Source organism: Pseudomonas sp. GW821-FHT09E04, from assembly GCF_059416185.1.
The window spans coordinates 143037-166256 of the sequence record NZ_JBWKOR010000003.1 but is presented as its reverse complement, the minus strand read 5'-3'; the positions used below and the strand labels follow the sequence as shown (position 1 = coordinate 166256).

24 protein-coding genes are annotated in these 23220 nt (G+C 56.1%); 12 read left to right on the top strand and 12 right to left on the bottom strand.

The genetic code is table 11. The annotated features are described in order from the left end of the window. Nucleotides 1–256: 256 nt before the first annotated feature. Genes AC07N4_RS12000 through AC07N4_RS11990 form a run of 3 tightly spaced genes read left to right on the top strand, consistent with a single transcriptional unit; the run spans nt 257 to nt 3561 of the window. Nucleotides 257–460, top strand: a complete 204-nt coding sequence (locus AC07N4_RS12000; RefSeq protein WP_217993306.1) for a YtcA family lipoprotein — start codon at nt 257–259, stop codon at nt 458–460. Between the two features lie 9 nt (nt 461–469). Beyond that, nucleotides 470–1522 carry a multidrug transporter subunit MdtN gene (mdtN, locus tag AC07N4_RS11995; protein ID WP_096820590.1) on the top strand — a complete coding sequence of 351 codons (1053 nt, stop codon included), beginning with the start codon at nt 470–472 and terminating at the stop codon, nt 1520–1522. Beyond that, nucleotides 1519–3561 carry an FUSC family protein gene (locus AC07N4_RS11990; protein WP_493066172.1) on the top strand — a complete coding sequence of 681 codons (2043 nt, stop codon included), beginning with the start codon at nt 1519–1521 and terminating at the stop codon, nt 3559–3561. Before mdtN ends, AC07N4_RS11990 begins: the two co-directional genes overlap by 4 nt. A 33-nt stretch (nt 3562–3594) precedes the next feature. On the opposite strand, the gene AC07N4_RS11985 is transcribed toward AC07N4_RS11990, so the two are convergent. From AC07N4_RS11985 to AC07N4_RS11975, 3 genes are read right to left on the bottom strand one after another with little or no spacing between them, the layout of a single operon-like run. Next, nucleotides 3595–4800, bottom strand: coding sequence for a methylaspartate mutase (locus AC07N4_RS11985; RefSeq protein WP_102622102.1), 1206 nt, complete (start codon nt 4798–4800; stop codon nt 3595–3597). 43 nt (nt 4801–4843) lie between these two features. Further along, nucleotides 4844–5299 carry a cobalamin B12-binding domain-containing protein gene (locus tag AC07N4_RS11980; RefSeq protein ID WP_102622101.1) on the bottom strand — a complete coding sequence of 152 codons (456 nt, stop codon included), beginning with the start codon at nt 5297–5299 and terminating at the stop codon, nt 4844–4846. A gap of 14 nt (nt 5300–5313) precedes the next feature. Continuing rightward, nucleotides 5314–6438, bottom strand: coding sequence for a fatty acid desaturase (locus AC07N4_RS11975; protein WP_173861330.1), 1125 nt, complete (start codon nt 6436–6438; stop codon nt 5314–5316). Nucleotides 6439–6547: 109 nt separating this feature from the next. Between AC07N4_RS11975 and AC07N4_RS11970 the strand changes: the two genes are divergently transcribed. Next, nucleotides 6548–7429, top strand: a complete 882-nt coding sequence (locus AC07N4_RS11970) for a LysR family transcriptional regulator (protein WP_493066173.1) — start codon at nt 6548–6550, stop codon at nt 7427–7429. A 19-nt stretch (nt 7430–7448) separates the two neighbouring features. Here the strand turns inward: AC07N4_RS11970 and AC07N4_RS11965 are convergent, their stop codons facing one another. From AC07N4_RS11965 to AC07N4_RS11950, 4 genes are all read right to left on the bottom strand, one after another. Beyond that, nucleotides 7449–8435 carry a quinone oxidoreductase family protein gene (locus AC07N4_RS11965; protein WP_102622099.1) on the bottom strand — a complete coding sequence of 329 codons (987 nt, stop codon included), beginning with the start codon at nt 8433–8435 and terminating at the stop codon, nt 7449–7451. A 9-nt stretch (nt 8436–8444) separates the two neighbouring features. Next, complete coding sequence (locus tag AC07N4_RS11960; protein ID WP_102622098.1) at nt 8445–9065, bottom strand: LysE family translocator; 621 nt, start codon at nt 9063–9065, stop codon at nt 8445–8447. 123 nt (nt 9066–9188) lie between these two features. Continuing rightward, entirely contained in the window at nt 9189–10127 is a 939-nt protein-coding gene (locus AC07N4_RS11955) for an AraC family transcriptional regulator (protein ID WP_493066174.1), read from the bottom strand. 21 nt (nt 10128–10148) lie between these two features. After that, the gene (locus tag AC07N4_RS11950; RefSeq protein ID WP_493066175.1) at nt 10149–10982 is read right to left on the bottom strand and encodes an oxidoreductase; all 834 of its coding nucleotides are present in this window, start codon (nt 10980–10982) and stop codon (nt 10149–10151) included. A 189-nt stretch (nt 10983–11171) separates the two neighbouring features. Between AC07N4_RS11950 and tspO the strand changes: the two genes are divergently transcribed. Then, the gene (gene tspO / locus AC07N4_RS11945) at nt 11172–11615 is read left to right on the top strand and encodes a tryptophan-rich sensory protein TspO (RefSeq protein WP_493066254.1); all 444 of its coding nucleotides are present in this window, start codon (nt 11172–11174) and stop codon (nt 11613–11615) included. A gap of 10 nt (nt 11616–11625) precedes the next feature. Further along, a complete protein-coding gene (locus tag AC07N4_RS11940) occupies nt 11626–12594 on the top strand; it encodes an alpha/beta hydrolase (RefSeq protein WP_493066176.1) in 969 nt (322 codons plus the stop codon). A 165-nt stretch (nt 12595–12759) separates the two neighbouring features. On the opposite strand, the gene AC07N4_RS11935 is transcribed toward AC07N4_RS11940, so the two are convergent. From AC07N4_RS11935 to AC07N4_RS11925, 3 genes are all read right to left on the bottom strand, one after another. Then, nucleotides 12760–13767 carry a hypothetical protein gene (locus AC07N4_RS11935; RefSeq protein WP_493066177.1) on the bottom strand — a complete coding sequence of 336 codons (1008 nt, stop codon included), beginning with the start codon at nt 13765–13767 and terminating at the stop codon, nt 12760–12762. Nucleotides 13768–13857: 90 nt separating this feature from the next. Next, nucleotides 13858–14796 carry a hypothetical protein gene (locus AC07N4_RS11930; RefSeq protein ID WP_493066178.1) on the bottom strand — a complete coding sequence of 313 codons (939 nt, stop codon included), beginning with the start codon at nt 14794–14796 and terminating at the stop codon, nt 13858–13860. After that, the gene (locus AC07N4_RS11925; RefSeq protein ID WP_493066179.1) at nt 14796–15707 is read right to left on the bottom strand and encodes an endonuclease/exonuclease/phosphatase family protein; all 912 of its coding nucleotides are present in this window, start codon (nt 15705–15707) and stop codon (nt 14796–14798) included. The genes AC07N4_RS11930 and AC07N4_RS11925 overlap by 1 nt, the downstream gene beginning before the upstream one ends. Before the next feature lie 465 nt (nt 15708–16172). Between AC07N4_RS11925 and AC07N4_RS11920 the strand changes: the two genes are divergently transcribed. Together AC07N4_RS11920 and AC07N4_RS11915 are read left to right on the top strand one after the other, a co-directional pair. Then, nucleotides 16173–16616 carry a hypothetical protein gene (locus AC07N4_RS11920; RefSeq protein WP_493066180.1) on the top strand — a complete coding sequence of 148 codons (444 nt, stop codon included), beginning with the start codon at nt 16173–16175 and terminating at the stop codon, nt 16614–16616. A 93-nt stretch (nt 16617–16709) separates the two neighbouring features. Continuing rightward, nucleotides 16710–17120 carry a hypothetical protein gene (locus tag AC07N4_RS11915; RefSeq protein ID WP_493066181.1) on the top strand — a complete coding sequence of 137 codons (411 nt, stop codon included), beginning with the start codon at nt 16710–16712 and terminating at the stop codon, nt 17118–17120. A 318-nt stretch (nt 17121–17438) separates the two neighbouring features. Here the strand turns inward: AC07N4_RS11915 and AC07N4_RS11910 are convergent, their stop codons facing one another. Further along, on the bottom strand, nt 17439–18140 hold the full coding sequence (locus tag AC07N4_RS11910) for a hypothetical protein (RefSeq protein WP_493066182.1): 702 nt from the start codon (nt 18138–18140) through the stop codon (nt 17439–17441). A gap of 537 nt (nt 18141–18677) precedes the next feature. On the opposite strand from AC07N4_RS11910, the gene AC07N4_RS11905 reads away from it, so the two are divergent. Next, nucleotides 18678–19040: a DUF6124 family protein gene (locus AC07N4_RS11905; RefSeq protein WP_493066183.1), complete on the top strand. Its 363-nt coding sequence runs from the start codon at nt 18678–18680 to the stop codon at nt 19038–19040. Between the two features lie 139 nt (nt 19041–19179). On the opposite strand, the gene AC07N4_RS11900 is transcribed toward AC07N4_RS11905, so the two are convergent. Continuing rightward, nucleotides 19180–20136, bottom strand: coding sequence for a GlxA family transcriptional regulator (locus AC07N4_RS11900; protein ID WP_493066255.1), 957 nt, complete (start codon nt 20134–20136; stop codon nt 19180–19182). Between the two features lie 106 nt (nt 20137–20242). Here AC07N4_RS11900 and AC07N4_RS11895 point away from each other — a divergent pair, with 106 nt between their 5' ends. From AC07N4_RS11895 to AC07N4_RS11885, 3 genes are all read left to right on the top strand, one after another. Further along, complete coding sequence (locus AC07N4_RS11895; protein ID WP_493066184.1) at nt 20243–21037, top strand: SDR family NAD(P)-dependent oxidoreductase; 795 nt, start codon at nt 20243–20245, stop codon at nt 21035–21037. Between the two features lie 266 nt (nt 21038–21303). Then, the gene (locus AC07N4_RS11890; RefSeq protein ID WP_273535883.1) at nt 21304–22248 is read left to right on the top strand and encodes a lysophospholipid acyltransferase family protein; all 945 of its coding nucleotides are present in this window, start codon (nt 21304–21306) and stop codon (nt 22246–22248) included. 273 nt (nt 22249–22521) lie between these two features. Continuing rightward, nucleotides 22522–23133, top strand: a complete 612-nt coding sequence (locus AC07N4_RS11885) for a hypothetical protein (RefSeq protein WP_273535881.1) — start codon at nt 22522–22524, stop codon at nt 23131–23133. The last annotated feature ends 87 nt before the right edge of the window (nt 23134–23220 follow it).

The following is a 23220-nucleotide window of genomic DNA, read 5'->3' as shown; positions in this document are numbered from 1 at the left end:
GCGCTCTATACTCTTACGTTCACCAAGCCAGTTCAACAACGCTTTCAGCCCGGTTTTCCGGTTGTTTACTGTCACAACGAAGTTATGTTTTTTTCCAATATCGGGGCCGTGGACGGATCGGTAAGGTGCGCAGGTCAATTCCTTGCCCAGAGGTTCCGGTTTGCGTCAGTCGTCACTTGCGGAGGTAGGCATGCCTTCATTCAATCCCGTCAGGCTGGCACTGATACCTGTCGTTCTACTGCTCAGTGGATGCTCCATGTCCCCCTCGCTTGTACTGTTCGGTGCGGCTTTTCCTGACTGGCTGTTCTGCATTGTCGGCGGCGTTCTGGCGACCACGGCAATCCACGTGATACTGGGCAGATATTCGCTGCGCGAACACATTTCTCCTCTGGCACTGAGTTACCCGGCGCTGACCGGACTCCTGGCGATGCTGTTGTGGCTCGTCGTCTTCCACGGATGAATGCCCGCCATGAATAAAACCACCGAAAAAACGCATTCAAGCCGTGTGCCGGCGCTGCTGATCGTTCTGGCCGCTTTTCTGGTGCTGGGTTATGTGCTCTGGCAAACCGAAACCCGGCCGAGTACCGATGATGCCTATGTGTACGCCGACACCATCGATGTCGTTCCGGAAGTGAACGGCCGGATCGTCGAGATGCCGGTGCGCGACAACCAGTTGGTCAAGCAGGGCGATCTGTTGATCCGCATCGACGCACGTCCGTATCAGGATGCGCTGGATCAGGCCAGGGCGCGGCTGGTTACGCTGAATCATCAGATCGGTTTGACCCAGCGCAGTGTGAATGCCCAACAATACGAGGCGGCATCGGCTGTGGCGTCGGTCGAGCGGGCGCGGGCGCAGGCCACGCAATCGAACGACACCCTTCAGCGTCTGGAGAAGTTGCTCGCCAAGGGTTATGTGTCCGTGGAAGCGGTGGATCAGGCGCGAACGGCCCAGCGTTCGACGGCTGCCGAACTCAACGCCTCCCGATTGCAGGCGCAACGAGCCGGGGCTGCCGTCAGTGGTGTGGATGCGCTGGTGGCGCAGCGGGCCGAGGTCGAAGCGCAGATTTCCCTGGCCGAACTGAGCCTGGAGTTCACCGAGGTTCGCGCACCTTTCGACGGGCGAATCGCGTCCTTGCGCACCACCGTCGGCCAGTTCGCCTCGGCCTACAAACCGATTTTCACGCTGATCGATACGCGCCACTGGTACGTGGTGGCGAACTTTCGCGAGACCGATCTGAAAGGCATCAAGGCTGGCACGTCCGCCACGCTTTATCTGTTGGGCGACACCGGCAAGCGGTTTCAGGGGCGGGTCGACTCGCTCAGTTTCGGTGTGTTGCCGGATGACGGCGGGACCGTCATCGAAGGCCTGCCGCGCGTCCAGCGCACCATCAACTGGGTCAGGGTTTCGCAACGCTTTCCGGTGAAGATCTCGGTGCAAGACCCCGACCCGGAGCTGTTTCGCATCGGCGCCTCTGCCGTCGCGGTACTGCGCCCTGACGAACCGGCCAAGACCGGTCAATGAAACGCTCGGCGGAAGACAGGAACAGGGGCAGCCTGGAGCGCCTGTATCGGTTTCTGGTCGATGAACTTCAGCCGTACCCTGGCCGTGTGAACCTGTTGCTGCGCACGCTGCTGGGCAGTGCGCTGGTGATCATCATTTCGATGACCCTGCAGGTGCCGTTGCTGGCGCTTTCGCTGATCGTGGTCTTCTACGTGACGCAGACCAACGTGGTGCTGACCCGCATGGTCGGGATGCTGTTCCTGGTCGGCGCAACACTTGCGATCGGCTTGACCATCCTGCTTCTGAAATTCACCTACGGATACCCGCTCCTGAGAATTCTCGGTGCGAGCGTGCTGTTTTTCTGCAGTGCGTATCTGATTCGTGTGACGCGGATCGGCGTGGTGTTTTTCGTGGTCGGCATTGTGGTGATCTATGCCCAGACCTTCGTCGACCTGACCGATCAGGCCGAGGCCGTTTTGCGTCTGGTGCTGTGGGTGTGGGTGGCGGTCAGTTACGCCATCGGCCTGACGCTGTTGGTCAATACGCTGCTGTTGCCGGCGGAGCCTGTCAGGCAACTGGAGAATCATCTGCGATCGCAGTTGTTGATCGTTGCCCGGTGTCTGAGCGGCGAGCAGAGCGGTGCGGCGCTGGGTGCCGCCGCGATTCAGCGCAGCGTGTTGGCCGCGCAGCAACTGTTGAGGTTCGCCTGCATGAGGGACGCCGGTTATCGCAGCCAACAAGTCGCTCACCTGGCGCGCATCAGCAGTATTTCCCGACTGTTGACGTTGGCCGCTCAATTGCCGGCGCCCACAGCGAACGCTCTGGCCAACGAATTATTGCGACAGGCAGTGCTTGATCTGGAGGCTTCTCTGGGCACGGGACAGGCACCCGAAGGGATGTCCGTTCTTGATCAGATCGATACGAGAGGATTGCCCGGCGTTTACGAGGAAATACGCCTGGAGTTGCTGTCTTTTCTGAATGTGGAGAAGGCTGATAACCCTCAAGGCACCAAGGCTCAGAGCGCGCCGATGTGGGTGCCGGATGCGTTCGAAAACCCGGTGTACATGCAGTTTGCCGTCAAGACGCTGCTGGCGGCGTCGCTTTGTTACCTGTTCTACATGGGCACGGACTGGCAAGGCATCCACACCATCATGCTGACCTGCCTGATCGTCGCTCAGCCCAGCCTCGGCGCGACCGGAATGCGTGCGACGTTGCGTGTCGGTGGTGCGCTGGTGGGCAGTGCCTTGGCTTTGGCGATGGTGATTCTGGTGGTTCCGCACATCGACGGGATCGTCGGCCTGTTGTTCATGTCATTGCCGGTGATTGCGCTGGGTTCCTGGATCGCCGCCGGCTCCGAGCGAATCAGCTACGCCGGCGTGCAGATCGTGTTCACTTTCGCGTTGGCGTTGCTGGAGCAATTCGAGCCCAGCACCAACCTGACGGAGATTCGTGATCGCGTGATCGGTGTGCTGTTGGGTGTCGGGATATCCCTGTTGATTCACGCCTTTCTGTGGCCCGAGGCAGAGGGTGAAGCGTTGCGTCAGCGATTGGCGAAGCTGATGGACCGACTGGCAGACTCGTTGAAAACCCGACGAACAGCTGACGAGGCGCCCCGTGATTTGCGGGTATGGAATGAGTTGGCCGACAGCCAGGCGATGTTGGCCAGGGTGGCGCTGGAACCTGGCTGGCAGGTCGCCGAGAGTCATCAGGAAGTGCTGGTTTTTCGTATGCAGGAATTGCTGGTGCGGCTTCGCACCATCGCCATGGCAATCGATGCGCTACAAGTGGAGTTGACTCACGATCAGTCGGAAGGCGAGGCCTGGCTGGCATCACTCGAACTGTGCAACGAGACCGCCGCCGTGCTCGATGACTATGCACAACAGTTGAAAGGTCAGGGTGGTTTTGTTGTCGCGAGAGGGACGCTTGCACGCTTGCATGCTTATGCAATGGCAAGACTTCAGGACGACACCTTGAGAGCGCGCTTTGTCGATTTGCTGGCGAGCGTCGATGACTTGCCTTCAAGCGGTCCGGGATTGGGGGTAGGGCTGCCCGCCGAATAAGGCGAACAGCCTCCCATTAACGTAGACGGTTACTCAAAGCACGCCGTCATAGGTACGGATGTTTTGTCGCAGCGCCGCGAGGAAAGAGAACGCGTTCTCCACGCGCTCGCCTTCGAAGCCGTGATAGTAGTTCTGCGGAGTCAGCACGGTGCCGGCGCTGCGCTTGTTATCCGGGTGGAGGCAGTAGGGGATCGACAGGAATCCACTGTCGAAGGCACTGAGGATGGCTTCGGACAGATTGGTATCGCGCTTCAACGTCCCCTCGATCAGCCGTTTTGCGGCCCCCAGAATGCGCGCGTGTTCCTGCGCATCGAACGGGATATCCGGCAGAACGCCGTCGGTGTGCAGGCAATAATCCGCGTATTCCAGGGCCGCGATGTTCTCCTCGATCCGGGGAATCCGCCGTGATTCCACCGGCGTCTTGATGATGACCCTTTGCACGCCTGTCGCGCGGATCATGCCCAGCGCATCGCCGGTGATTCGGCAGAAGCCACCCAGGGTCCGGGGGAAGAACCCCATGAACACATAGCCGACAAAGTGATAACTGCCCGGTGCGAAGTACTCGGCCGCCAGCTGTTGCAGCGCCGTCACTGCGGCGCGGTCCTGTACCGGCGAGGTGCCCTGGGCATAGGAGAAGGACAAGGTCTTGATCCCGTGGGAGCGCAAGAAGAGCCCTTCAAGGATGTTGAGTGCAACCAGAATGACCGGGTCGCACATCTGCCCCATCATGCAGCCGGCAAAGCTTTCGATATGACTCTGCTCTACGCCCTGGGCCAGCACCTGGCAGGATTTCTCCCAGTGGCCGAAGGCTTCGCGCAGCGGTGTGCGGCTGTAAGGCAGGCAATAAGAGATCGGTCCGCCTTCGGTGGTGGCCAGGCCGATCTCGACCATGCGCTGGAAAATGTGCAGCGGGTTGGGCGAGCCATGGCGAATCTGCACCGGCAGTCGGTAGCGGTCGTGAATCTGACCTAGCATGGTACGGGTCTGTGCCGGTGGATGGTTGACGATCGGGTAGCCATTGAGCATGGAAGCCGTATCGATGGCCCGTTGTGCCGCCTCAAGGTTGTTCACCCGTGTGAATGCATCAAGGGTGATGGTGCAAACGGTGTTTGCCCGGCTTGCCGCTGTGGCCTCCAGACCCGCCTGCATGCGGGCCGGGTCACTGAAACCCATGCGCGGCTGAAGTACCGGGCCGCGTGCGTCGAACTGTTCAAGGACATGCGTGTTGAAGTCGATCATCCTGGCAAACCTTTATCTGGACCTGAGGGGGCGGTGTCGCGGGTCATCGAGCGACCCGTTTTTCCAGGTAATGCGTCGGATAAAGCTGCGCTGTCACCAGCTCCTGAAAGGCATCGAAGCTGTTCGCGACACTGTCGTCGAACACTTCATCAAAGCCTGCCGTCCTGAGGGTTTCGCTGTGCCGGGCGATGGTCTGCGGATCGTTTTCGGTGCAGATCTTGCCACCGATATACAGCCCTTCCGAGTGATCGGTCTCGGCACGAATGCGCCGGGCGAGTTCGGCGCCCTCAAGGTAGCCGTGGCCGTTGACCGTGCTGACCACAACGATTGCGCTACCGTTGCGATTGAGCCGCGAGACCACCTCATCCATCGGGGTGTTGGGCCCCAGGTTTTCGACCTTGTAGCCAAGGTCGTTGAGCAGGAACTCCATGAACACCAGGTTCCAGCTGTGAGAGTCCGAAGGTACGGTGGTGAGCAGTGCGGTTTGTTTGAACGTCATCGTTAAAGTCCCTTTTAAGTTGCATTCCTGGCTGCGTAATACGGGAGTGCCCGTTGAAAGTTGCGAAAGTTCGTCGTGACCGCGTTGATGTATCCCCAGTTCTCCCCGTAGTTGGTCGGGAAGGGTTTTGAGCCTTCGATCCTGTCGCGCTCGCGGGCGGTGATGTAGTTCGGCCACTCCTTGGATCGCGGGCGGCGGTGGTGGAAGTCGTGGCACGGCGTATCACCGACCATTACAAACAGGCGAATGAACAAGTGGAACGCGAGCATCTTGATCAGCCACAGGCCGATATGGGCGTAGCGTCGAACGGTGCCTGCGCCGTCGGGGATGTGCAGTTCTTCGCCGATGAACACCGCTGTCGTGCTTTCGCAGATGAAGTCGATGCCGCGTCGCTCCAGGACATCCACGCTTGGCCAGGTGTGTTCGGCGGCGAGGCGGAAGGTGGTGCTGATGTGGTAACCCGCGAAGACCGGCACGACCCAGGCCATCATGAACAGATCGAAATGGCCCAAAACGATCGACAACAGCGCAAGGCTCGCCCAGAACAGGAGGGTCAGTGCCGAGACGCGTCGGTTTGGCGCCGTTGCGGAGGCCTTCAGTCGCCCCCAGAACGAGCGCAGGATGGCGAGCGGGGAAAACGCCGTGGACACCAGTTTGGTCCACATGGTGGTGATGCTGTCGGACGGCTTCAGCCCTACCACGCTTTGCAGGTAGGAGAGGGTGTCGTCATCGTCGGTCAGCAGGGTTTTGGAGCTGTGATGCAGCGTGTGCTCATGCTTGTACGTATCGAAAGGCTTGAGCATCAGGGCGCCGGAAATGATCCGGCCCACGGTCAGGTTCTTCTCGCGTGATTCAAAGACCATGTCGTGAGCGCAGTTGTGGCAGATCATCACTTGCATCTGCTTGATGCCCCCGGTCGCCACGACGAAGCCCAGCAGCCAGAGTGCAACGTTGCCGTGCAGGTAACCGATGCCGGCCAGCAGCGTGCCGGAGGCTATTAATCCCGCCGACACAAGGATATGGTGCATCGGTTTCAGGACGCGGACCCGATCGAGGTCTTCGGGCAGAGGTTTGGCCGTCAGCCAGCTCAAGAACGGCTGCATGAACCCTGGAAGGGCGCGCATTGAATTACGTATCATCCATGTTTCCTCTGGGTTTTGCTCCGTGCAAAAACTCTAACGTGGCCTCGAATTATTTCGAATAGAAATAGGTGGGGATCGATTTTCCATTTTTGGGTATGTCATCAACATGGACTGGGATGATCTGAAGGTTTTTGTCTTCGTCGCCAAATCGAACAACGTGACCGAGGCCGGAATTTCGCTCAAGGTCTCGGCCTCGACGGTATCGCGCAAGATCGCCGCGCTCGAGGAATCGCTCGGCACTGTGCTGTTCTCGAAGAAGACCAATGGCTATTTCCTCACGGAGGCGGGCCGCACGTTGCTGCCACTGGCACTGGAAACCGAGGAACGCTTCAAACTGATGGAGCGGCAGATGTCGCAACCGGGGGACCGGATGGCGGGGCAGGTGCGTATCGATTGTCCTGAACTGATGGGCACGCACCTGATCATTCCGGGGCTTGCCGCATTCCGTGATCAGCATCCGGAAATCAGCTTCGATTTCATCAACTCGGCGGTGTCCTCCAAACTCACGCAAAGCCACAGCGACATCATTGTCCGGTTGCGCAGGCCCGATAACGGCAACTTCACCATGCGCCGGGTGGGCACGCTGATGCAGGGGCTGTTCTGTTCCCAGGGATATGCCGCAACCCATGGGCTGCCCATGGAGCCCGGCGACTTGAAGGATCACAACCTGATCGGCTGGACCGAGGAGATGGCTTACATGCCGCTGGCGCAGTGGCTGAGTGAAGTCAGTGGTGATCAGAAGCTCTGGATGCGTGTGTCCAACCTCAACGCTCAGCTGAAAGCGGTCGAGGCCAACCTTGGCATCGCCGCGTTGCCGGCCTATGTCGGCCACCAGTCCGGTTTGCTGCAGGTGTTGCCCGACCGGCCGTCACGCACCTCGGATATCTGGTTGCTGCGCAATCAGGCGACGCAGGGCGTCAGTCGTGTCGATCGGGTGGTGGAGTATCTGACGGAGCTGTTTCACAGCAAAACGGCCGAAATTCACTGACGGCCGTTTTGCTGCGAGGTCAGGGGACCAGGATCAGCGAGCCCCGGGTTTCCCGGTCTTGCATCATGCGATGGGCTTCAGCGGCCATGGCCAGCGGCAGGCGCGTTATCCGAGGGGCCTGGATCGAACCGTCGGACAGGGCCAGCAGCACACGCGAGGCAGCGTCGGCGAGTTCGGCGTCCTGGCCGATGTAGTGCTTCAAGGAGGGCCGGGTGACATGCAATGAGCCCAATTGCCCAAGCCGTGACAGGTTGAACCCGGTCACATCGCCCGAGGCATTGCCAAACAGCACGAGATGACCGCGCTGGCGCAAACTGGCCAGCGACAGCTCCACGGTGTCGTGCCCGACAGAATCGAACACCACATGAGCACCCTTGCCCTCGGTCAATTCACGAATGGATGCTGCTGCGCCCGGGGCGCCCGCGTCGAGAGCGGCAATGCATCCGGCCTCCAGCACTTGTTTGCGCTTGGCTTCGGTCGACGCGAGGCCGATGACGCGCATGCCTCGAGCGACCAGCCAGCGGGTGGCAATGCTGCCCACGCCTCCGGCAGCGGCGTGCCAGACAACATAATCGTCAGGCTTGAGCGGGACGCAACGATGAGTCAGGTATTCGGCCGTCAACCCCTTGAACATCAACGCCGCGACGACCTCGGCGGGTGCATCATCGGGCAGGCGAATGGCACGTGCGGCCGGAAGGATTGCGTGGCTGGCGTAACTCCCGGTCGAGTTGTCGACGAACGCAACCCGGTCACCGGGGGCGAAGCCTTTTACCTGGGCTCCACATTCGACTACGCGACCGGCACCTTCCATGCCCAGCCCCCTGGGAAACGGCGAACCGTCCTCCAGAGCACCACTGCGACGGTGCAGGTCGATGAAGTTCACCCCCGCCGCTTCGATGGCAACCGTGATCTCCTCGGGGCCTGCGGCGCGCAGTCTGTATTCGCGTAATTCGAGGACGTCCGGTTGACCTGGTGTGGCGAAGACGATCCCGTGTGCATGGGTCATAGGTCCTCCTTACAGTGGGCCGATACGCAGGAAAATCCAGACCGCCACGGCGATCAGCATCAGACCAAATGCGGCGTTCTGGAACACCAGTAATCTGGGGCGTGACTGGATCAGTTTCTGCACGGTCGAGCCCAGCGAGACCCAGATGACATGCGAGAAGAAATTCAGTGAGATCAGTGCGGCGCTCAGGATCAGCACGACACTGCTGCTGGTTTCACCGGAGGGCATGAAGGTCGAGAACATCACCAGCAACATCACGATGCCCTGAACATTGCCCAGTTGCACAACGATCCCGTCCTTGAATTGCAGGTGCATGGCCTTGTCGCTGGGCGCCTTGAGCGGGCGACGCAACAGCCGGATGCCCAGGTACAGAATGTAGAAACTGCCGACGACTTGCAGAACCCAGACCAGCGTCGGGCTGTTCATGAGCGTGTGATAAAGGCCCAGTCCGACCAGCACGGCGATCAGGAAGTAAGTGATATCCAGGCCGGCAATGAACCGGACCGAGCGGCGCACACCGCTTTGCGCACCCGAGGTCGCCACCATCAGATTGCCAGGGCCTGCACTGAGGGTCAGCGGCACCATGGTTGATAGCCAGAGCAACCAGTTGATGCTGAAAATTTCTTGCATGTTGTCTTCCTTAATCGCGATGCGAACTGAACTGCAGCCAGTCTAATTCGCGGTCGCTTATAAGGTTATAGCGAAGAGCGCAAGGCGGTTTCCCAGAAATGGGGGAAGCGCGGGAGAGGGCGATCAATGCGACGAAACATACTCCGAGGGTGTAGTCGGCGCAGGCAAGGCATAGGTTGCTTTCATCCACTCGATCTCCGCCTGCGGCGTCCTGCCGAAAAAGCGTTTGAACTCGCGACTGAACTGCGAGGCGCTTTCATAACCCACGTTGAACGCCGCTGCCGAAGCGGTCATGGCATTGCGCAGCATCAGCAGTCGCGCCTGGTGCAGTCGCGTCGACTTCAAGTACTGCATCGGCGAGGTGTCCGTCACGCTGCGAAAGTGCAGGTGAAAGTTGGGCACGCTCATTCGGGCTTCGTGAGCGAGTTGCTCGACGTCCAGGCGCTCCTGATAGCTGCTGTGGATCTTGCGGATCGCCCGAGTCACCTTGCCGAAATGCCCCTGTCGATTGAGCGCAGCACGCATCGAGCCGCCTTGTTCACCCGTCAGAATGCGGTAGTAGATCTCCCGCAGCAGCGATGGCCCCAAAATCTGCGCTTCGCCCGGAATGCTCATTGCTTCAAGAAAACGCAATGTCGACGCACGGAGCCTGTCGTCCATCGGCGAGGCGTACATGCCCTTGGGTTGCGCGTCGCTTGGGCCGTGAAGGTCATCCACTTGCTGCATCAACTCGCTGGCCAGCTGGAAGTCGAGGTGCATGTAGATCGCGAGCATCGGCTCGGCCTCGGTGGCATCGGTTTCCATGGTGAAGGGGATGGGCACGGACACCACCAGATAATGCTGGGCGTCGTAAACGTAGACGTCATCGCCCAGATAACCGCGTTTCTGGCCCTGACAAAGGATCACGATGCCCGGGTCGTACAGCACCGGTGTGCGGGTCAGCGGCCGGTTCGCGCGCAGGAAGCGGACACCTTCAAGCGCACTGAGGTTGTAGCCCTCGACCGGTGCGAGCGTTTCCATGAGCTGCACCATGCGCGAGGTGCCTGCGTCGGCCTGCTTCATTGCTTCCCCTCTATTGCCCGCTCAATGGTCGGTGGAGCGAGTCAACGCTTCCCACTGATCGATCTCGCCGGCGGCGTGTTTGAGCTTTTCACGCACCAGGCGCAACGCGTCACTTCCCAGGAGCACGTGCGCCGGTGGTGTCGGGCTGGCGATGATCTGCAACATCGCCTGGGCGGCTTTTTGCGGATCACCGAGCTGCTTGCCGCTCTTTTCTTCTCGCGCCTTGCGCACCGGATCGAAACTGGCGTCGTAGTCGGCAATGCTGCGCGGTGTGCGCTGCATCGAGCGACCGGCCCAGTCGGTTCGAAATGAACCCGGTGCAACGGCGGTCACGAAGATATTGAAGGGCGTCAGCTCTTTGCTCAGCGTATCGGAGATGCCTTCGAGCGCAAACTTGCTGCCGCAGTAGTAGGCGATGCCCGGCATCGTGATCGTGCCGCCCATCGAGGTGATATTGATGATGTGGCCCGCACGCCGCTTGCGAAAGAAGGGCAGGAACGCCTTGATCACGGCAACGGCGCCGAACACGTTCACGTCGAACTGGCGGCGCATGTCTTCCAGCGGTGACTCTTCGAAGATGCCTTCATGGCCGTAACCGGCGTTGTTGATCAACACATCGACCGGCCCATGAGTCGCTTCAACTTCGGCAATGACGCCGTCGATCCGGTCGAAGTCCGTGACATCCAGCATCACCCCGTAAGCGTTATCCACGGAGAGCGACTGAAAGGCGTGCAAGTCGGCTTCCTTGCGCACGGTCCCGATGACGCGATGGCCAGCCGCGAGTGCTTCCTTGGCCAGCGCGTGGCCGAAGCCGCTGCTGACGCCGGTAATGAAAAGGGTCTTGGTGGTGGACATGACGGGCTCCGGTGAATGGGGTTTCTGCTCATGGTATCCATCGCAGAAACGCCCACCTATGTCGGTTTGTCTTTGAGCATTGCCTATTCCTATCAACGAGGCGAGATGACGGTTGATGAACTTTTTGCATGGCTCCGGGCATCCAAGCAGGAACAGACCCAAAGCGCTGATATCAGCCAAGGACAGACGATGACTTTTCTGATTTTCCTGTTGGCCTGCGGTGCGGCAGCGAGCACCGGGATGATTTTCCAACCGGGTCCATGGTACGAATCGCTGAACAAGCCACGCTTTACACCGCCCAACTGGGTGTTTCCCGTTGCCTGGACAACGATCTACCTGTTGCTCGCGTGGGTCGGTTATCGTCTGACCCTGACGCCCGGCAGTGAAACGGTACTCGCCTTATGGGCGGCGCAAATTGCATTGAACACCTTGTGGACACCGGTGTTCTTCGGCGCCCATCGCATCTTCGCCGGTATGCTGATCATCACGCTGCTGTGGCTGGTGGTCGCGGCGATGGTGGTGTTGGCATTGCGCCTGGATGTGATTACCGGTTTGATTCTGTTCCCTTATCTGGCATGGCTGTGTGTCGCGGCGGCGTTGAATTTTTCCATTCTGCGCAACAACCGCGAATAAATAGGACGAAATGAAGACATCAATGGACTGGCCCGCAGACGATAACGAGTTGGCGCAATTACGCGCTTTCAACAAGAAGCTTGCCCGGCTGCCGCGCTTTCGCATCCGTAATCGCATCACGCCGCGAGTGATTCAAATGCTGTTACGCCTCAGCCAATTGGGCGGCGCGAGAAAGTTGTTCAAGCACGGGCTCGAGGCAGAACGCAAAGTGGTGGGCGTCGACGGCGCTTCAGTGCCAGTGCGGATCATTCGGCCAAAGACAAAGGCCAAAGGCGTGGTATTGGATTTTCATGGCGGCGGCTGGGTCATCGGCAATGCGCAAATGAACGATCACCTCAACATCGGCATGGTGAACGCCTGCGATGTGGCAGTGGTCTCCGTCGATTATCGGCTTGTGGTCTCGACGCCGATTGAAGGCGTGATGCAAGACTGCCTCACGGCGGCTCGCTGGCTGCTGAGCGATGACTGCCACGAGTTTGCGAACCTGCCCGTCATCGTCGTGGGCGAGTCGGCCGGCGGCCACCTCGCCGCCGCAACCCTGCTGCAACTCAAACAATGGCCGGAGCTGCTCAAACGGGTGAGCGGGGCGCTGCTGTACTACGGCGTCTACGACCTGACCGGGACCCCCAGCGTACGCAACGCCGGACCCGACACCTTGCTGCTGGATGGGCCGGGGATGGTTGAAGCGCTGCAAATGCTCACGCCGGGATTGAGCGATGAAGAACGCCGGCAGGCGCCGTTGTCTCCGTTGTACGGTGACTTTACGGGGTTTCCGCCGGCGTTGATGTTTGCGGCGGAGCTGGATCCGCTCAGGGATGACACGTTTGAGTTGGCTGAGCGTTGGGGCAGGGCGGCGGAGGTTGAAGTGCATTTGTTGCCGGAGACGGCGCATGGGGTGATTCATTTTCCGTTGGGGTTGGCGGGGAGGGTGGTTGGGTATAGTTGGGCGTGGGTTGTGGGGCGGGTTGGTGAGGGGTGAGTGTTTTAGGGAGGGCCGATTTCGGCCTCCACGAATGTCCGCTATCGGCTAGAAGCGGACATTGGCAAACGACCGCTGCCGGCAAAAAGCAGCCAAGGTGATACGCATCGTTGAGGCTATAATCTCTCATGATAAATATCGAGGCTTTACGCGCTCGATATATTTTTAGATTATGGGCCGGGTCTGGCCTAGTTCATTAACTATTTCGACGCCTCTATCATTCGTTTGAACTGTAAACATATGACGTGTGCTCCTACGAACCTTGGATGAGGAAAATATCGCGTACTCGGTCTTTTTTTCGAATTCATAGTGAATACGAATTTTATTTATTTTTTGCTCTTTTGATATCCGCCGTAGGTTTTTATCTAGCTCTGACAGCTCATTCTTCTTGTTTCTGTTTTGCCCTGCTGCATCAAAATAAAAAATAAGGCATTTCTCTAGAAGTTTCCCCTCTAGTTCCACGTCAACCTCATCTGTCATGGCATTTGCGAAAGCAAAACTGAGCATGGAAACCTCATCGTCCGCGCGCGTGATTATCTTGAAAAGATTAAAATAGATAAACGAATCACGGCAGTTTTCCGACAGTCTATAGAGTGTGTCACTCAGCCCAGTATGTCCGCCGTTAGTTGGTCGCGACTCAGGATTTTTCGTATAGCCTACATATTCAACGTTACTATCCAAACCAAGGAAGATATTCGCATCCTCAAGAAAGTCGTGGATCGAGAGCGTAATATTATGGTTTTGCGCATCTGTGATGGTAATGTACTTGTCGGTTAGTTCTATTTTCGGGTGGTAGAATTTTTGACTCTGCATGTCAAAGAATTTGCATCGAATCGTTTTTTTTATTTTGTTTTTACCAATTAGCACATGAAATTTTGTGGAGCGGGTAATTCGATTATAGGAGGGCGTTTTCTTAATATTGAAGCGCACCCGCTCACGAGAACAGATGAAGTATATGAATCGCTTTTCAAGCCCGGCTTCAACAGCCGCCTTTATTCGCTTGAGATAGTCGACAATGAGTTGCCTGCTATCGAAATACTCCGCAACCTCATGTGGATTTACTACCAAGTCATACCAATACTTGTGATATTGTTGCAGTTCTACAAACCATTCTTTATCCGCATTTTTGTAGGCCTCTGTCTCGGCCACAATAGAAAAGAAACCTCTATTCATTGCTGCTCGCTAAGTAACATTAGACTTATGAAAGGTCATCCAGATTATGACCAATGTGACCACTTTTTTCATCTTGCCTAATAGATTCACCTATACGGGCACGTCGCTATTCGCATTTTGTTGATACTCCCGGCCGGCGTTATTGCCAATTGGGGATCCGTCGGAGATGTCAACATCAGCTGGCTTTAATTTGGATTTGGCGGACGGAGCTTTTGCAACAGCCTGTGCCGCCGCAGGTTTTTTTGTAGGCCTAGAGGTTGCGGGCTTCGCTGTGCTCTTAGGAGATTTAGCTTTGGACGCCTCGGGCTTGGCAGCACTCTTAGAAGCTGCGCCCTTAGAGGCAGTAGGTTTCGCGGCAGTATTAGAAGCTGTAACCCTAGGGGCAGCGGGTTTTGCAGCGCTCTTAGAAGCTGCAACTTTTGAGGCTCCAGATTTGGCCGCTATCTTAGCAACTGCAGGCTTCGTAGCAATTGTAGAGGCTGTGGACTTTGCGGAAGCTTTGGAGCTCGCACTCTTTTGTACAGACTTACTAACTAAACTCAAACGAGAGGGTTGGCTTACCTCTGAAGTCTTTCGCGACTTCTGCATGCTAGCTTCTGAGGCTTTTTTTGTCAGGTTGTTTACAGCATTACCAAAACCAACTGAAGACAATAATTCAGATATACCATTAACCAAATGCGCAGCAGAGCCACAACTTAATTCCTGGCCGTCAAACTTTAGCACGCAGGGATATCCTGTTGCGCGCTGTTTCCAACCCGCAACATCTACGCTAAACTCTCCACTTTCCGTATTTAATGAAAGAAATATCCTATCATTTCTGAAGAAATAAGACTCGGCACCTGCGATCTTATCGACGATTGATTCGATCTGAGCCTTTCCAGATGTGCTGCGGACTAGCCTTAGCTCGCCTGCTGGATAGTTCTTTAAGTCGGAATTAACGTTTTTGAAAATCTCATCGACCTCGGCCACGGCAGCAAGACATTTGTTGGATTTTTCAACAGCCATCTGTACAAATTTAAGAAAATCCATCAAATGACCCTCTTCAAATTACATGCGATAGGATAATGATCAGAGAGATCCGACCATTTCAAATTGCTACCAGCGATATTCAGAGTTGTAATGATTTCTACGCCGCTCCCTACGAAACTCCAGCCATCTTTCAAAAAGCCCGATGATAGAATAATTTGGTCAAATGTTCTCCAATTGGTTAGATGTTGAGAATCCGTACTTGCGCAAGTTCCAGCTGGCAGGTGAGCTCCTGTCACGAGATCGGTCATTCCCACGAGTCGCCAGAACGGATTAAAGAGAGCATCGCTGCGCGCTTTAACATAACTGATATCCCGGCTCGCCTTCAATGCCATCTGGAGGGATCTGCTGAAAGGCTCATCATTGAAGTCGCCGCAAATAACAATCAGAGCATTTGGATCGTCATCGTATATATCTTTGATGTATCCTCTAAGCGCTAATGCAATCTCTGTCCTGATATGCGCGTCTTCAGCATATGTGCGCAAACTTTGCCAATGGCACAGAATTACCGAGATATCAAATTCTGCACTCAACTTAAAGCCTAGTTTTCGACCGACCTTTAGATGCTTTTCGGATACGTCGGACTTGGCATTTAGATCGATCACATCAACTGCAGAAGAGAGCTTCTCATGATTATATATAACGCCATAATCATCTATTCTGTTGCCATCCTTTGAGTATAAAGAACGCACAGTATAGGATGCATATTTTGGATCGATCGATGCAGCCACCAATATCTGCTTTTCCAGATCTCGGCAATTGTCTTCATTGACTTCGCAAAGACAAAGAAGGTCAACACTGGAATTCAACATATTTAGAATCACGGTGACAAACTCCGTTGTCACCTGGCCAGATTTTGCTTTGGTAGAAGGGGCAGATAAATGGCAGTTCCACCATGCAATTTTTAGTTCCATGAAACTCCTTATGGCCTCGTTCTCCAAATGTTGACGTCAACGCAAATCACTGGTTTATACATCGCTGGAGTGATTTCAATCCTTTCTATGGGCGATGTCAAATAGTGATATAACGATAGGGTCACTGGTTCAACAGTGAGCCTCGCGACCATTGGGCCTATTGACTGTCCGCGATAGTGCGTCGGCGTGTTCGACGGACAGCTCTTGGCTGGGAGCGGTCACTTGCGATGTCCGCTTCTGGCCGTCAGTCGTCACTTGCGCACGTCTGCTTCTGGCCGATCTGTGCCGTTCGTGGAGGGTAGAAAACGGCCAGAAGCGGACGTAACGGCGCTTGTGTAGTATCTGCTTCTATTTCGACCTGTATAGAGCTGCCCGATGTCTAGCCGACACTCCCCATCCCCTACAAGAGCTGTCCTGGATCTGCAAAACGCACGTTCACTTTTGGGAAAGCGGCTGGGTGCGCTGGTGCACGACCAGTACTATTTCAACGACGAGAAGGAACTGGGAGACATAGGTTCTCTAGAGTGGCATTTTGGCGAGCGAGAACTTCTATCCATGTATCTCTTGAGTGATGGCGCAAGAGTAGGCGCGGACTTGTTGCCTTCTGATACGCCGATTTCCTTCGAGATAGAGCCGAACGTGACATGTTCCTGGAAAAGGGAAAACCTGCTTGCAGCCCTATCAGCAACCCAACTCGAGAACACGAAAATTTGCGCAGTTGAGGGAATTCTTGACTCTTTCAACGGGCAAGAGCCTTGGCTCGCCGGATTCAGAGTTACGTTCGAGACCGGTGACTCATTGATCTATCTTAACCAGGGCGACGATGCCGTAGTTTTGATTAATGCGCTACCGCCAGTAAATGCAGGCCTCGAAACCCGCTTCGTTACCTCAGTTCAATCACAGCGATGAGTCGGATGCAGCCCTTCACGACAGCCAGAAATCGGCCAAAAGCGGCTGCTTTCGACCCAAAGCGGACAATACGCACGAGACTGAGGAGAACAAATGTACATAGTGACCGTCGTTAGCGAGCGGCCCGACTTCAGGTGCTTCCTGGATTTGCTCTATGGCCCGGGGCGAAATCTAGACACGGATGGTAATTCATACCCAGTGAACAGCCGCTCTTGGACATCCCTGTATGTGAAAGACAGAGAGAGCGATGACCCTTACATCGAAATCGAGGCGAGCGAGGTAGATGTCTCAATGTTTACCGTGCAGTCCGACTCGTCGAGGCTGGAGGCGCTGGCTGCGTTGTACTTGTACCTGACCTGTGGTGGGGCAATCGCCTCTTCAGATCAGGCGCTTGATACAGCAGCCATCGAAATCTTGTGCGACAGATATTCCATTGAGCTCTGCCGAGCCCATGGTTCTATTTGGCATCAGTCGACAGATGAAGCGCCTTATCCACAGGAGTGAGCGACGGCTTGTTTCGGTGCGCAGCAACCGTCAGCAGAAAAGGGGACGGTGTTGTCGTTGTGGAGATTGGGACTGGAATATTGGCGTAGCGGACGCGACTCAACCTCTCGAAAAGCGTTGGAGAGGTTGGAGCTCGTGATGCGAAACGAGGTACACCAACAAGCACAGGCTTTGGAGTCGATTTGTGAGGATCCATCAGAATCCGTCCCTATTCTTTCTTAAGGATAGCTAATACTGGCCCGTCGGTATTGGTTAACAAGGGGAGGGCGACCTACTGTAGCCGCTTACCAACGACTGTGGTCGGCACCCATTTTTGTCTTACTCCACTGATTTCATTTCTCCTAGATATGCCCATTCGCCACCGGTACTGTTATTGAACCACAACCGGTTATCACAGCCTTTATTAGGAATGAAAATCTGAAGATGGGTACTGTCCTGGCGCTGCACTACAGTTCCCTTGCAGTCAAATAGTTTTTGCTGCGCTATCTCCCTGAATGCCGAGAAGAGTGTCTCGTTAGGGTATATCTCGACCCAAACTCCCGGTTTCACTTGAGTCCACTGGCGACTTCCCGCGTACTCGCCGAAAGTGTAGTTGAAGGTAAAACTAACGGGGCGACCCAGAGCATCATCCGACTTGAGTTGCTGTTGCGCAGGATCTAAATTCGGAGGGAGTTTTTCTATACTAATCTCTTTGCCCACAGGCACGTTGCCCTGACAGGATGTGTTGGTAAACTGCAGTTCGAGTGGCTCTGATGCTAATGCAGTTGGCTTGAACCACACCACCAGTATAAATACGGCAATTGCACCTCCCGCTTGGATCGGTAGTTCAGGCAAAGCATTAATTTTTAGTTTCAAAATACCTGGGATACATGCAGCAATCAGTGCAGACATCAGTCCAAGGGCAATGTTGAGCGTTCGTTCTTGGCTCACTGTCGGGCACGCGTTGAACAACGTAGCTATAACCAACAACGCAAGACCAACACTTCCAGTGATGAAGAGGATAATGTCTCGCTTGTTCATCAAAGGCCTCCAGCTGACAAAAAATGCTCACCGACATCAAGACTGCTGCCATGAACCTGCAGCAGTTTACGTTCCACTCGCCATCAGCGTAGCCAAGCTTTAAGTCTGCTGCCAAACCATGCGACAGAATTGGGATGCTCAATCGGAAGCATGGAGAGGGGAGCTGATCCAACCGTTTATCCCTCCCAAAAATCCCCGTTTAAAAGACACCATCCGTTACTTCCTCAAGGCTACACAACCTTGCGTCATTGCCTACGACTACGCCAGAATCCGCCGGCTTGTGCGTCTGGGGCGCGGGTTTTATCGTTTTCGGGTCACTGAAAAACAGTGATCGGGTTTGGTAGCCCGGTTTACCTGTCGCATCGCAACGCCAGTTTGCAGGGATTCTTTCGTCCTCTGTTTTTATGGTGGCCATGCGTAGGGCGTCTTCGGACGCGCCGGGTATCCAGGTGACCGGTCTACCAACCTCCGTATGGCCACCACCCTCGTTTGGTAGCGAGGTTGATGGCTCCACTTTCTCACCCTGGAGTTACATCAATGATCAAACCAACACCCAACTCACCCGAAACCGACCCGGTTTCCCCCTACCAATTCCCCGATTCCCGAACCCTGAACGAAGCCGCCGAACGCGCCCTCGATCATTACCTCACCCCGCAACAGCGCATCATGGGCAGTCACTCAAAGCACGACCCCATGTTCCTGGCCAACCCGGCCTACAACAGCGAATCCCTCCTGGCCAATGCCAGCGAATCCCTCGATTCCGCCAGCGAAATGCTCAGCAACTTCGCCGCGATCCTGGAGCCCGGCCACCGAAAAACGGCACTGGGCATCGCGCAAGTGGTGATGGTCGCGGGGTTGGCGGTGAATCAGGCGCTGGATCATGTCGAGGTGAAGACGTGATCGGTTGATGGCTGTCGCTCAATAGCCGAAAAGAAAATGGCCGAGGTTGTCAGGTGTCACTGACGACCTCGGCCATTTTTCTTTTTTCCTGCACCTTTCAACGCTCCAACAAAGGTGACAGCTCGTCAGTCCTCGATATCTACACTTTCCCCACCACTTGCCGCGCATCCCGCCGTACCGCCTGCGGAGGCACACCGAAGCCTCGGATAAACGCTTCCCGCATATGGCGCCGATCGCGAAAACCGGATTCGCTGGCCACCACATCAAGGGAATGCCGGCTCTGTTCAATCATCAACCGAGCGGCCTCCAGACGCAGGCCTTCGATGGCTTTTGCGGGAGATTGGCCGGTTTCCGCGCTGAATATGCGGGTGAACTGGCGAGGGCTCAGGTGTGCCACGCCGGCCAGTTCTTCGACGCTGAGCGGTCGGCTCAAATGTTGCCGCGCATAGTTCAGTGCGCTTTGGATGCGGTCGGATTTGGGTGCTAGGTCGAGCATTTCCGAATGCTGCGACTGGCCGCCGGAGCGGTGCTGGTGCATCACCAGTTTGTGCGCCACCGAGCGGGCGATATCGGCGCCCAGATCCTTCTCCACCATGCCGACCGCGAGGTCGAGGCCGGCGGTCATGCCCGCCGACGTCCAGAAGGGGCCGTCGACGATATAGATGCGGTCGACGTCGACGCTGATTTCGGGATGGCGCTTCTGCAAGGCCTGCGCGTAGGCCCAGTGGGTCGTGGCGCGGCGTCCGGTCAACAGGCCGGCTTCGGCGAGGATGAAGCCGCCGGTGCAGATGCCGACAGTGCGCCGCGCCTGATTGCCGGCCTGACGCACGAAATCGAGCACCGCAGAGGCCGTATCGGTTTTTACCGGATCGTTGACCCCGACAACGATCCAGGTATCGGCCAGTCCGGGCGCCTCAAGCGGGCGGGTTTCCATGGCCAGCCCCAGTGAGGAGCGCACCATGCCGCCGTCCGGCGAGAAGTTTTCGACGCTGTAGAAGGGTTCTTCGGCGATCTGATTGGCAAACTCGAAAACGGCTTGAGTCGCCAGGGAGAGCACTTGGAAACCGTCGGTGAGCAAGTAGCCGATGCGATGCATGGTGTTTTCTCGGTTGTCCTGAATCACTACCATATACGTCATTTGAGATATGGCCAAGCCGTCGCATTCTGTTCTCCAGTACTTCCCACAACCCTGGAGATTCGACATGACTCAATCCCGCCTCGGTACCGCCCTGATCACCGGTGCGTCGTCCGGCATCGGTGCCATTTACGCTGAACGCCTGGCCCGTCGTGGCCATGACCTGATTCTGGTCGCGCGAAATCGCGATCGCCTGAATGTTTTGGCTGAGCGCCTGAGTGAAGAAACCGGCCGTCAGGTTGAAGTTCTGGCTGCCGATCTTTCCGACAGGACCGATCTGGCACGGGTCGAGGAGCGGCTCAGAACGGACGCCAACATCTCTCTGCTGGTGAACAATGCCGGGGTTGGCGCGACTCAGCCCTTGCTGGAGTCGGACGTCGACAAACTCGACGACTTGCTCACGCTCAACGTGAACGTGCTGATGCGTCTGACGTACGCGGCCGTTCCAGGCTTTGTTGCCCGTGGCGGCGGCACGCTGATCAACATTGCTTCGATCGTGGCCATTGCCCCGGAGGTGTTGAACGGCGTTTACGGCGGCTCCAAGGCCTTCGTCCTGGCGTTCAGCCAATCCTTGCGTCACGAACTGGCGGACAAGCATGTCCGGGTTCAGGTGGTGCTGCCCGGCGCAACGGCCACCGAATTCTGGAGTGTGGCCGGAACACCGCTGGAGCACCTGCCGGAAGCGATTGTGATGCGGGCGGACGATATGGTAGACGCTTCGCTGTCCGGCCTCGACCAAGGCGAGTTCGTCACCATTCCGGCGCTTCCTGAAATCGCCGACTGGAATGCCTACGAGGCGGCGCGCCAGAAGCTGATGCCTGATCTGTCGCGCAGTGAGCCGGCTGCACGCTATCGCGACTGATGGTGTATGCAGGTATCGATGTAGGAAACGTCAGATATTTATTTTGCACGTTTCCTGCGTTTTGATTGCATCTCCAGCCCCAGTAGCCTCTCCCGAGATCATTTGTGCCGTATCGGACGCATCGTAATCGATGCAATTCGGCACAGTTGTCAGCATACTGCTGCCCGAATTTGCTCTACTTCAGGAGCAAAAAAGAGGCTACGGCCACGAATAACCCGGCGCCAAAGGATACTCGGTGCCCAGCCATGCAAAAAAAGGAAACCGTAATGTCGGACCGCTGTGACCGGAAAAATAACCTGAACACCTCCCCGAAACGCCGGGACAAGCTTAATCAGCGTTGGGTTCGGATAGCGTTGGCGATGGCAACCGCATCAATAATTAGCGTACTCGCGATACTGCTGATTGAGTATGTTACAGGGCAGGTCATTCCCTGGAAGTACTACATAGTCACCAGCATTGTGCTCGCAGGGATAATGATTGCGCGGAACCTGGCCGCCAAGGAACTGGTTTTTACTCAAGATTGGCAAATGCTGTCGATGGTTGCCAACAGCAAAGCCCTGATGCTCATCTCTGTGGCTTTGACTGTCGTGCCTCTAGCCCTCTCGGCTTCACAGGCTATTAACAAACAATATTTGTTCCCTTTCGACCTTTACTTGTATTGGGTGAGCGGGCTGTCTTTTTTTGCATTTATCCTGGTGTACAAGGTAACGGCGCCAACAGTCTTCAAGTATGCCTCGTATCGTGATCTTATCGACCGTGAAGGCAGCGTGCGTGTATTGCGTGATTCACTTGCCGAGTTACAACAATTAGTAATTGCACGCAAAGCACCGTTTTCTCCCGCGCGCGAAGTGCTGGTGCCCGAGTCAGATGTTTATGCCATCCGTACGCTAAATACCCAAAATGTGGAGGATCCGGAACACATCTACTTCCTGCTGCGAGAGTACACAAAGTCCTTGAAAGGCTTCTACAGGTTCGTCCTGAATATTCTACTGATTGCTCCCATTTTTTTCGTTCTGACGATGACACTTTCCAAGATGTTTGCAGTGGGTACTCAGGCCGACCAGACGGCGGAATGTTATGACGGCTGGATAAAAGCGACCTACTGGAACTTGTTGAAGACGAATCCGCACATCATCACACCGGAGATGTTTGAGCTCACCCAACAATGCTTGCGTATCCGGGCTACAAACGGGGCGAATGCTGCACACTGACAAAGGGAATCATACGCGCCGCCTCAAAGCCTCGCTAAATCCGTTCCTTTTGGCAGGAATTGGGGCGCTCGTATGAGTTTGTTATCACAAGACATCAGAGGAAGAAATGGAAAACGCGATGTCTTTTATCTGCCAGTGAGCATGGATAAGTTGCCTGCCAGCAAGCCACAATCGGCTTGAAACTTTCAAGCTTCAGCGCAATCCGCCGACAACGATTTACCTTTTGGATTCGGCTGGTGACTCCCGTCGTCAGCGCTCGATGGATTACGCCCGATGCTCAAATACTTACTGCCACTTGCGATGGTCCTGGCCGTGGCCGGCTGTACCAACCATTCACAACGCGACTACACCGATCAGGTTCAGTCCAGTACCACGCCGGTTGCCCACTCTTTCCAGGAAGCCATTCGCCTGGCACCGTCAACGCCATTGCCGATCAATCGTGGATTGTTTCCGGACCGTTGGGAGATCGGAGCAACGGATCCACGCATTGTCCTGGGTGCGCAGCAAGGCAATTATCGACTGTTCAACTTTCGCTTGATCAAGGGGCAGCACTACGTCATCAACATCAACTCGATGTGCAACAACATGTGCATGGGGCTGGCGAAGAGTGCCCTGAAACCTAAAGCTGTGGTGCTCGACGCCCAAGGCAATCTCGTGGCTGATGATCTAGTCGGCCCCAATGCGCTGGCCATTGAATGGGCCGGCGTTGCGCCCGCAGATGGCAGCTATTTCCTGCTGGTCGCCGCAGATAACCGGGCGCCGGGAGAGCAGGTTGCAACCATCAATGCGCCAGTAGCCGGGTATTCGGGGGTGACGTTGCCGTTAGGTATGGCAAGTGCGCCATTCGGCAAGGTTATTGTCTACGTCGAGTTCCCCCGGTCCTGAGCGTCATCCTCCAGATACTCAGCGGCATGGATCAGCCGGATATGGTCTCGGTGTCGTAGGAAACATCGGATATCTATTTCGCATGTT

What these genes read in the sequence shown, in the direction of transcription:
- AC07N4_RS12000 (WP_217993306.1), top strand. Translation starts at nt 257, where the DNA reads ATGTCCCCCTCGCTTGTACTGTTCGGTGCGGCTTTTCCTGACTGGCTG.
- mdtN (WP_096820590.1), top strand. Translation starts at nt 470, where the DNA reads ATGAATAAAACCACCGAAAAAACGCATTCAAGCCGTGTGCCGGCGCTG.
- AC07N4_RS11990 (WP_493066172.1), top strand. Translation starts at nt 1,519, where the DNA reads ATGAAACGCTCGGCGGAAGACAGGAACAGGGGCAGCCTGGAGCGCCTG.
- AC07N4_RS11985 (WP_102622102.1), bottom strand. Translation starts at nt 4,800, where the DNA reads ATGATCGACTTCAACACGCATGTCCTTGAACAGTTCGACGCACGCGGC.
- AC07N4_RS11980 (WP_102622101.1), bottom strand. Translation starts at nt 5,299, where the DNA reads ATGACGTTCAAACAAACCGCACTGCTCACCACCGTACCTTCGGACTCT.
- AC07N4_RS11975 (WP_173861330.1), bottom strand. Translation starts at nt 6,438, where the DNA reads ATGATACGTAATTCAATGCGCGCCCTTCCAGGGTTCATGCAGCCGTTC.
- AC07N4_RS11970 (WP_493066173.1), top strand. Translation starts at nt 6,548, where the DNA reads ATGGACTGGGATGATCTGAAGGTTTTTGTCTTCGTCGCCAAATCGAAC.
- AC07N4_RS11965 (WP_102622099.1), bottom strand. Translation starts at nt 8,435, where the DNA reads ATGACCCATGCACACGGGATCGTCTTCGCCACACCAGGTCAACCGGAC.
- AC07N4_RS11960 (WP_102622098.1), bottom strand. Translation starts at nt 9,065, where the DNA reads ATGCAAGAAATTTTCAGCATCAACTGGTTGCTCTGGCTATCAACCATG.
- AC07N4_RS11955 (WP_493066174.1), bottom strand. Translation starts at nt 10,127, where the DNA reads ATGAAGCAGGCCGACGCAGGCACCTCGCGCATGGTGCAGCTCATGGAA.
- AC07N4_RS11950 (WP_493066175.1), bottom strand. Translation starts at nt 10,982, where the DNA reads ATGTCCACCACCAAGACCCTTTTCATTACCGGCGTCAGCAGCGGCTTC.
- tspO (WP_493066254.1), top strand. Translation starts at nt 11,172, where the DNA reads ATGACTTTTCTGATTTTCCTGTTGGCCTGCGGTGCGGCAGCGAGCACC.
- AC07N4_RS11940 (WP_493066176.1), top strand. Translation starts at nt 11,626, where the DNA reads ATGAAGACATCAATGGACTGGCCCGCAGACGATAACGAGTTGGCGCAA.
- AC07N4_RS11935 (WP_493066177.1), bottom strand. Translation starts at nt 13,767, where the DNA reads ATGAATAGAGGTTTCTTTTCTATTGTGGCCGAGACAGAGGCCTACAAA.
- AC07N4_RS11930 (WP_493066178.1), bottom strand. Translation starts at nt 14,796, where the DNA reads ATGGATTTTCTTAAATTTGTACAGATGGCTGTTGAAAAATCCAACAAA.
- AC07N4_RS11925 (WP_493066179.1), bottom strand. Translation starts at nt 15,707, where the DNA reads ATGGAACTAAAAATTGCATGGTGGAACTGCCATTTATCTGCCCCTTCT.
- AC07N4_RS11915 (WP_493066181.1), top strand. Translation starts at nt 16,710, where the DNA reads ATGTACATAGTGACCGTCGTTAGCGAGCGGCCCGACTTCAGGTGCTTC.
- AC07N4_RS11910 (WP_493066182.1), bottom strand. Translation starts at nt 18,140, where the DNA reads ATGAACAAGCGAGACATTATCCTCTTCATCACTGGAAGTGTTGGTCTT.
- AC07N4_RS11905 (WP_493066183.1), top strand. Translation starts at nt 18,678, where the DNA reads ATGATCAAACCAACACCCAACTCACCCGAAACCGACCCGGTTTCCCCC.
- AC07N4_RS11900 (WP_493066255.1), bottom strand. Translation starts at nt 20,136, where the DNA reads ATGCATCGCATCGGCTACTTGCTCACCGACGGTTTCCAAGTGCTCTCC.
- AC07N4_RS11895 (WP_493066184.1), top strand. Translation starts at nt 20,243, where the DNA reads ATGACTCAATCCCGCCTCGGTACCGCCCTGATCACCGGTGCGTCGTCC.
- AC07N4_RS11890 (WP_273535883.1), top strand. Translation starts at nt 21,304, where the DNA reads ATGTCGGACCGCTGTGACCGGAAAAATAACCTGAACACCTCCCCGAAA.
- AC07N4_RS11885 (WP_273535881.1), top strand. Translation starts at nt 22,522, where the DNA reads ATGCTCAAATACTTACTGCCACTTGCGATGGTCCTGGCCGTGGCCGGC.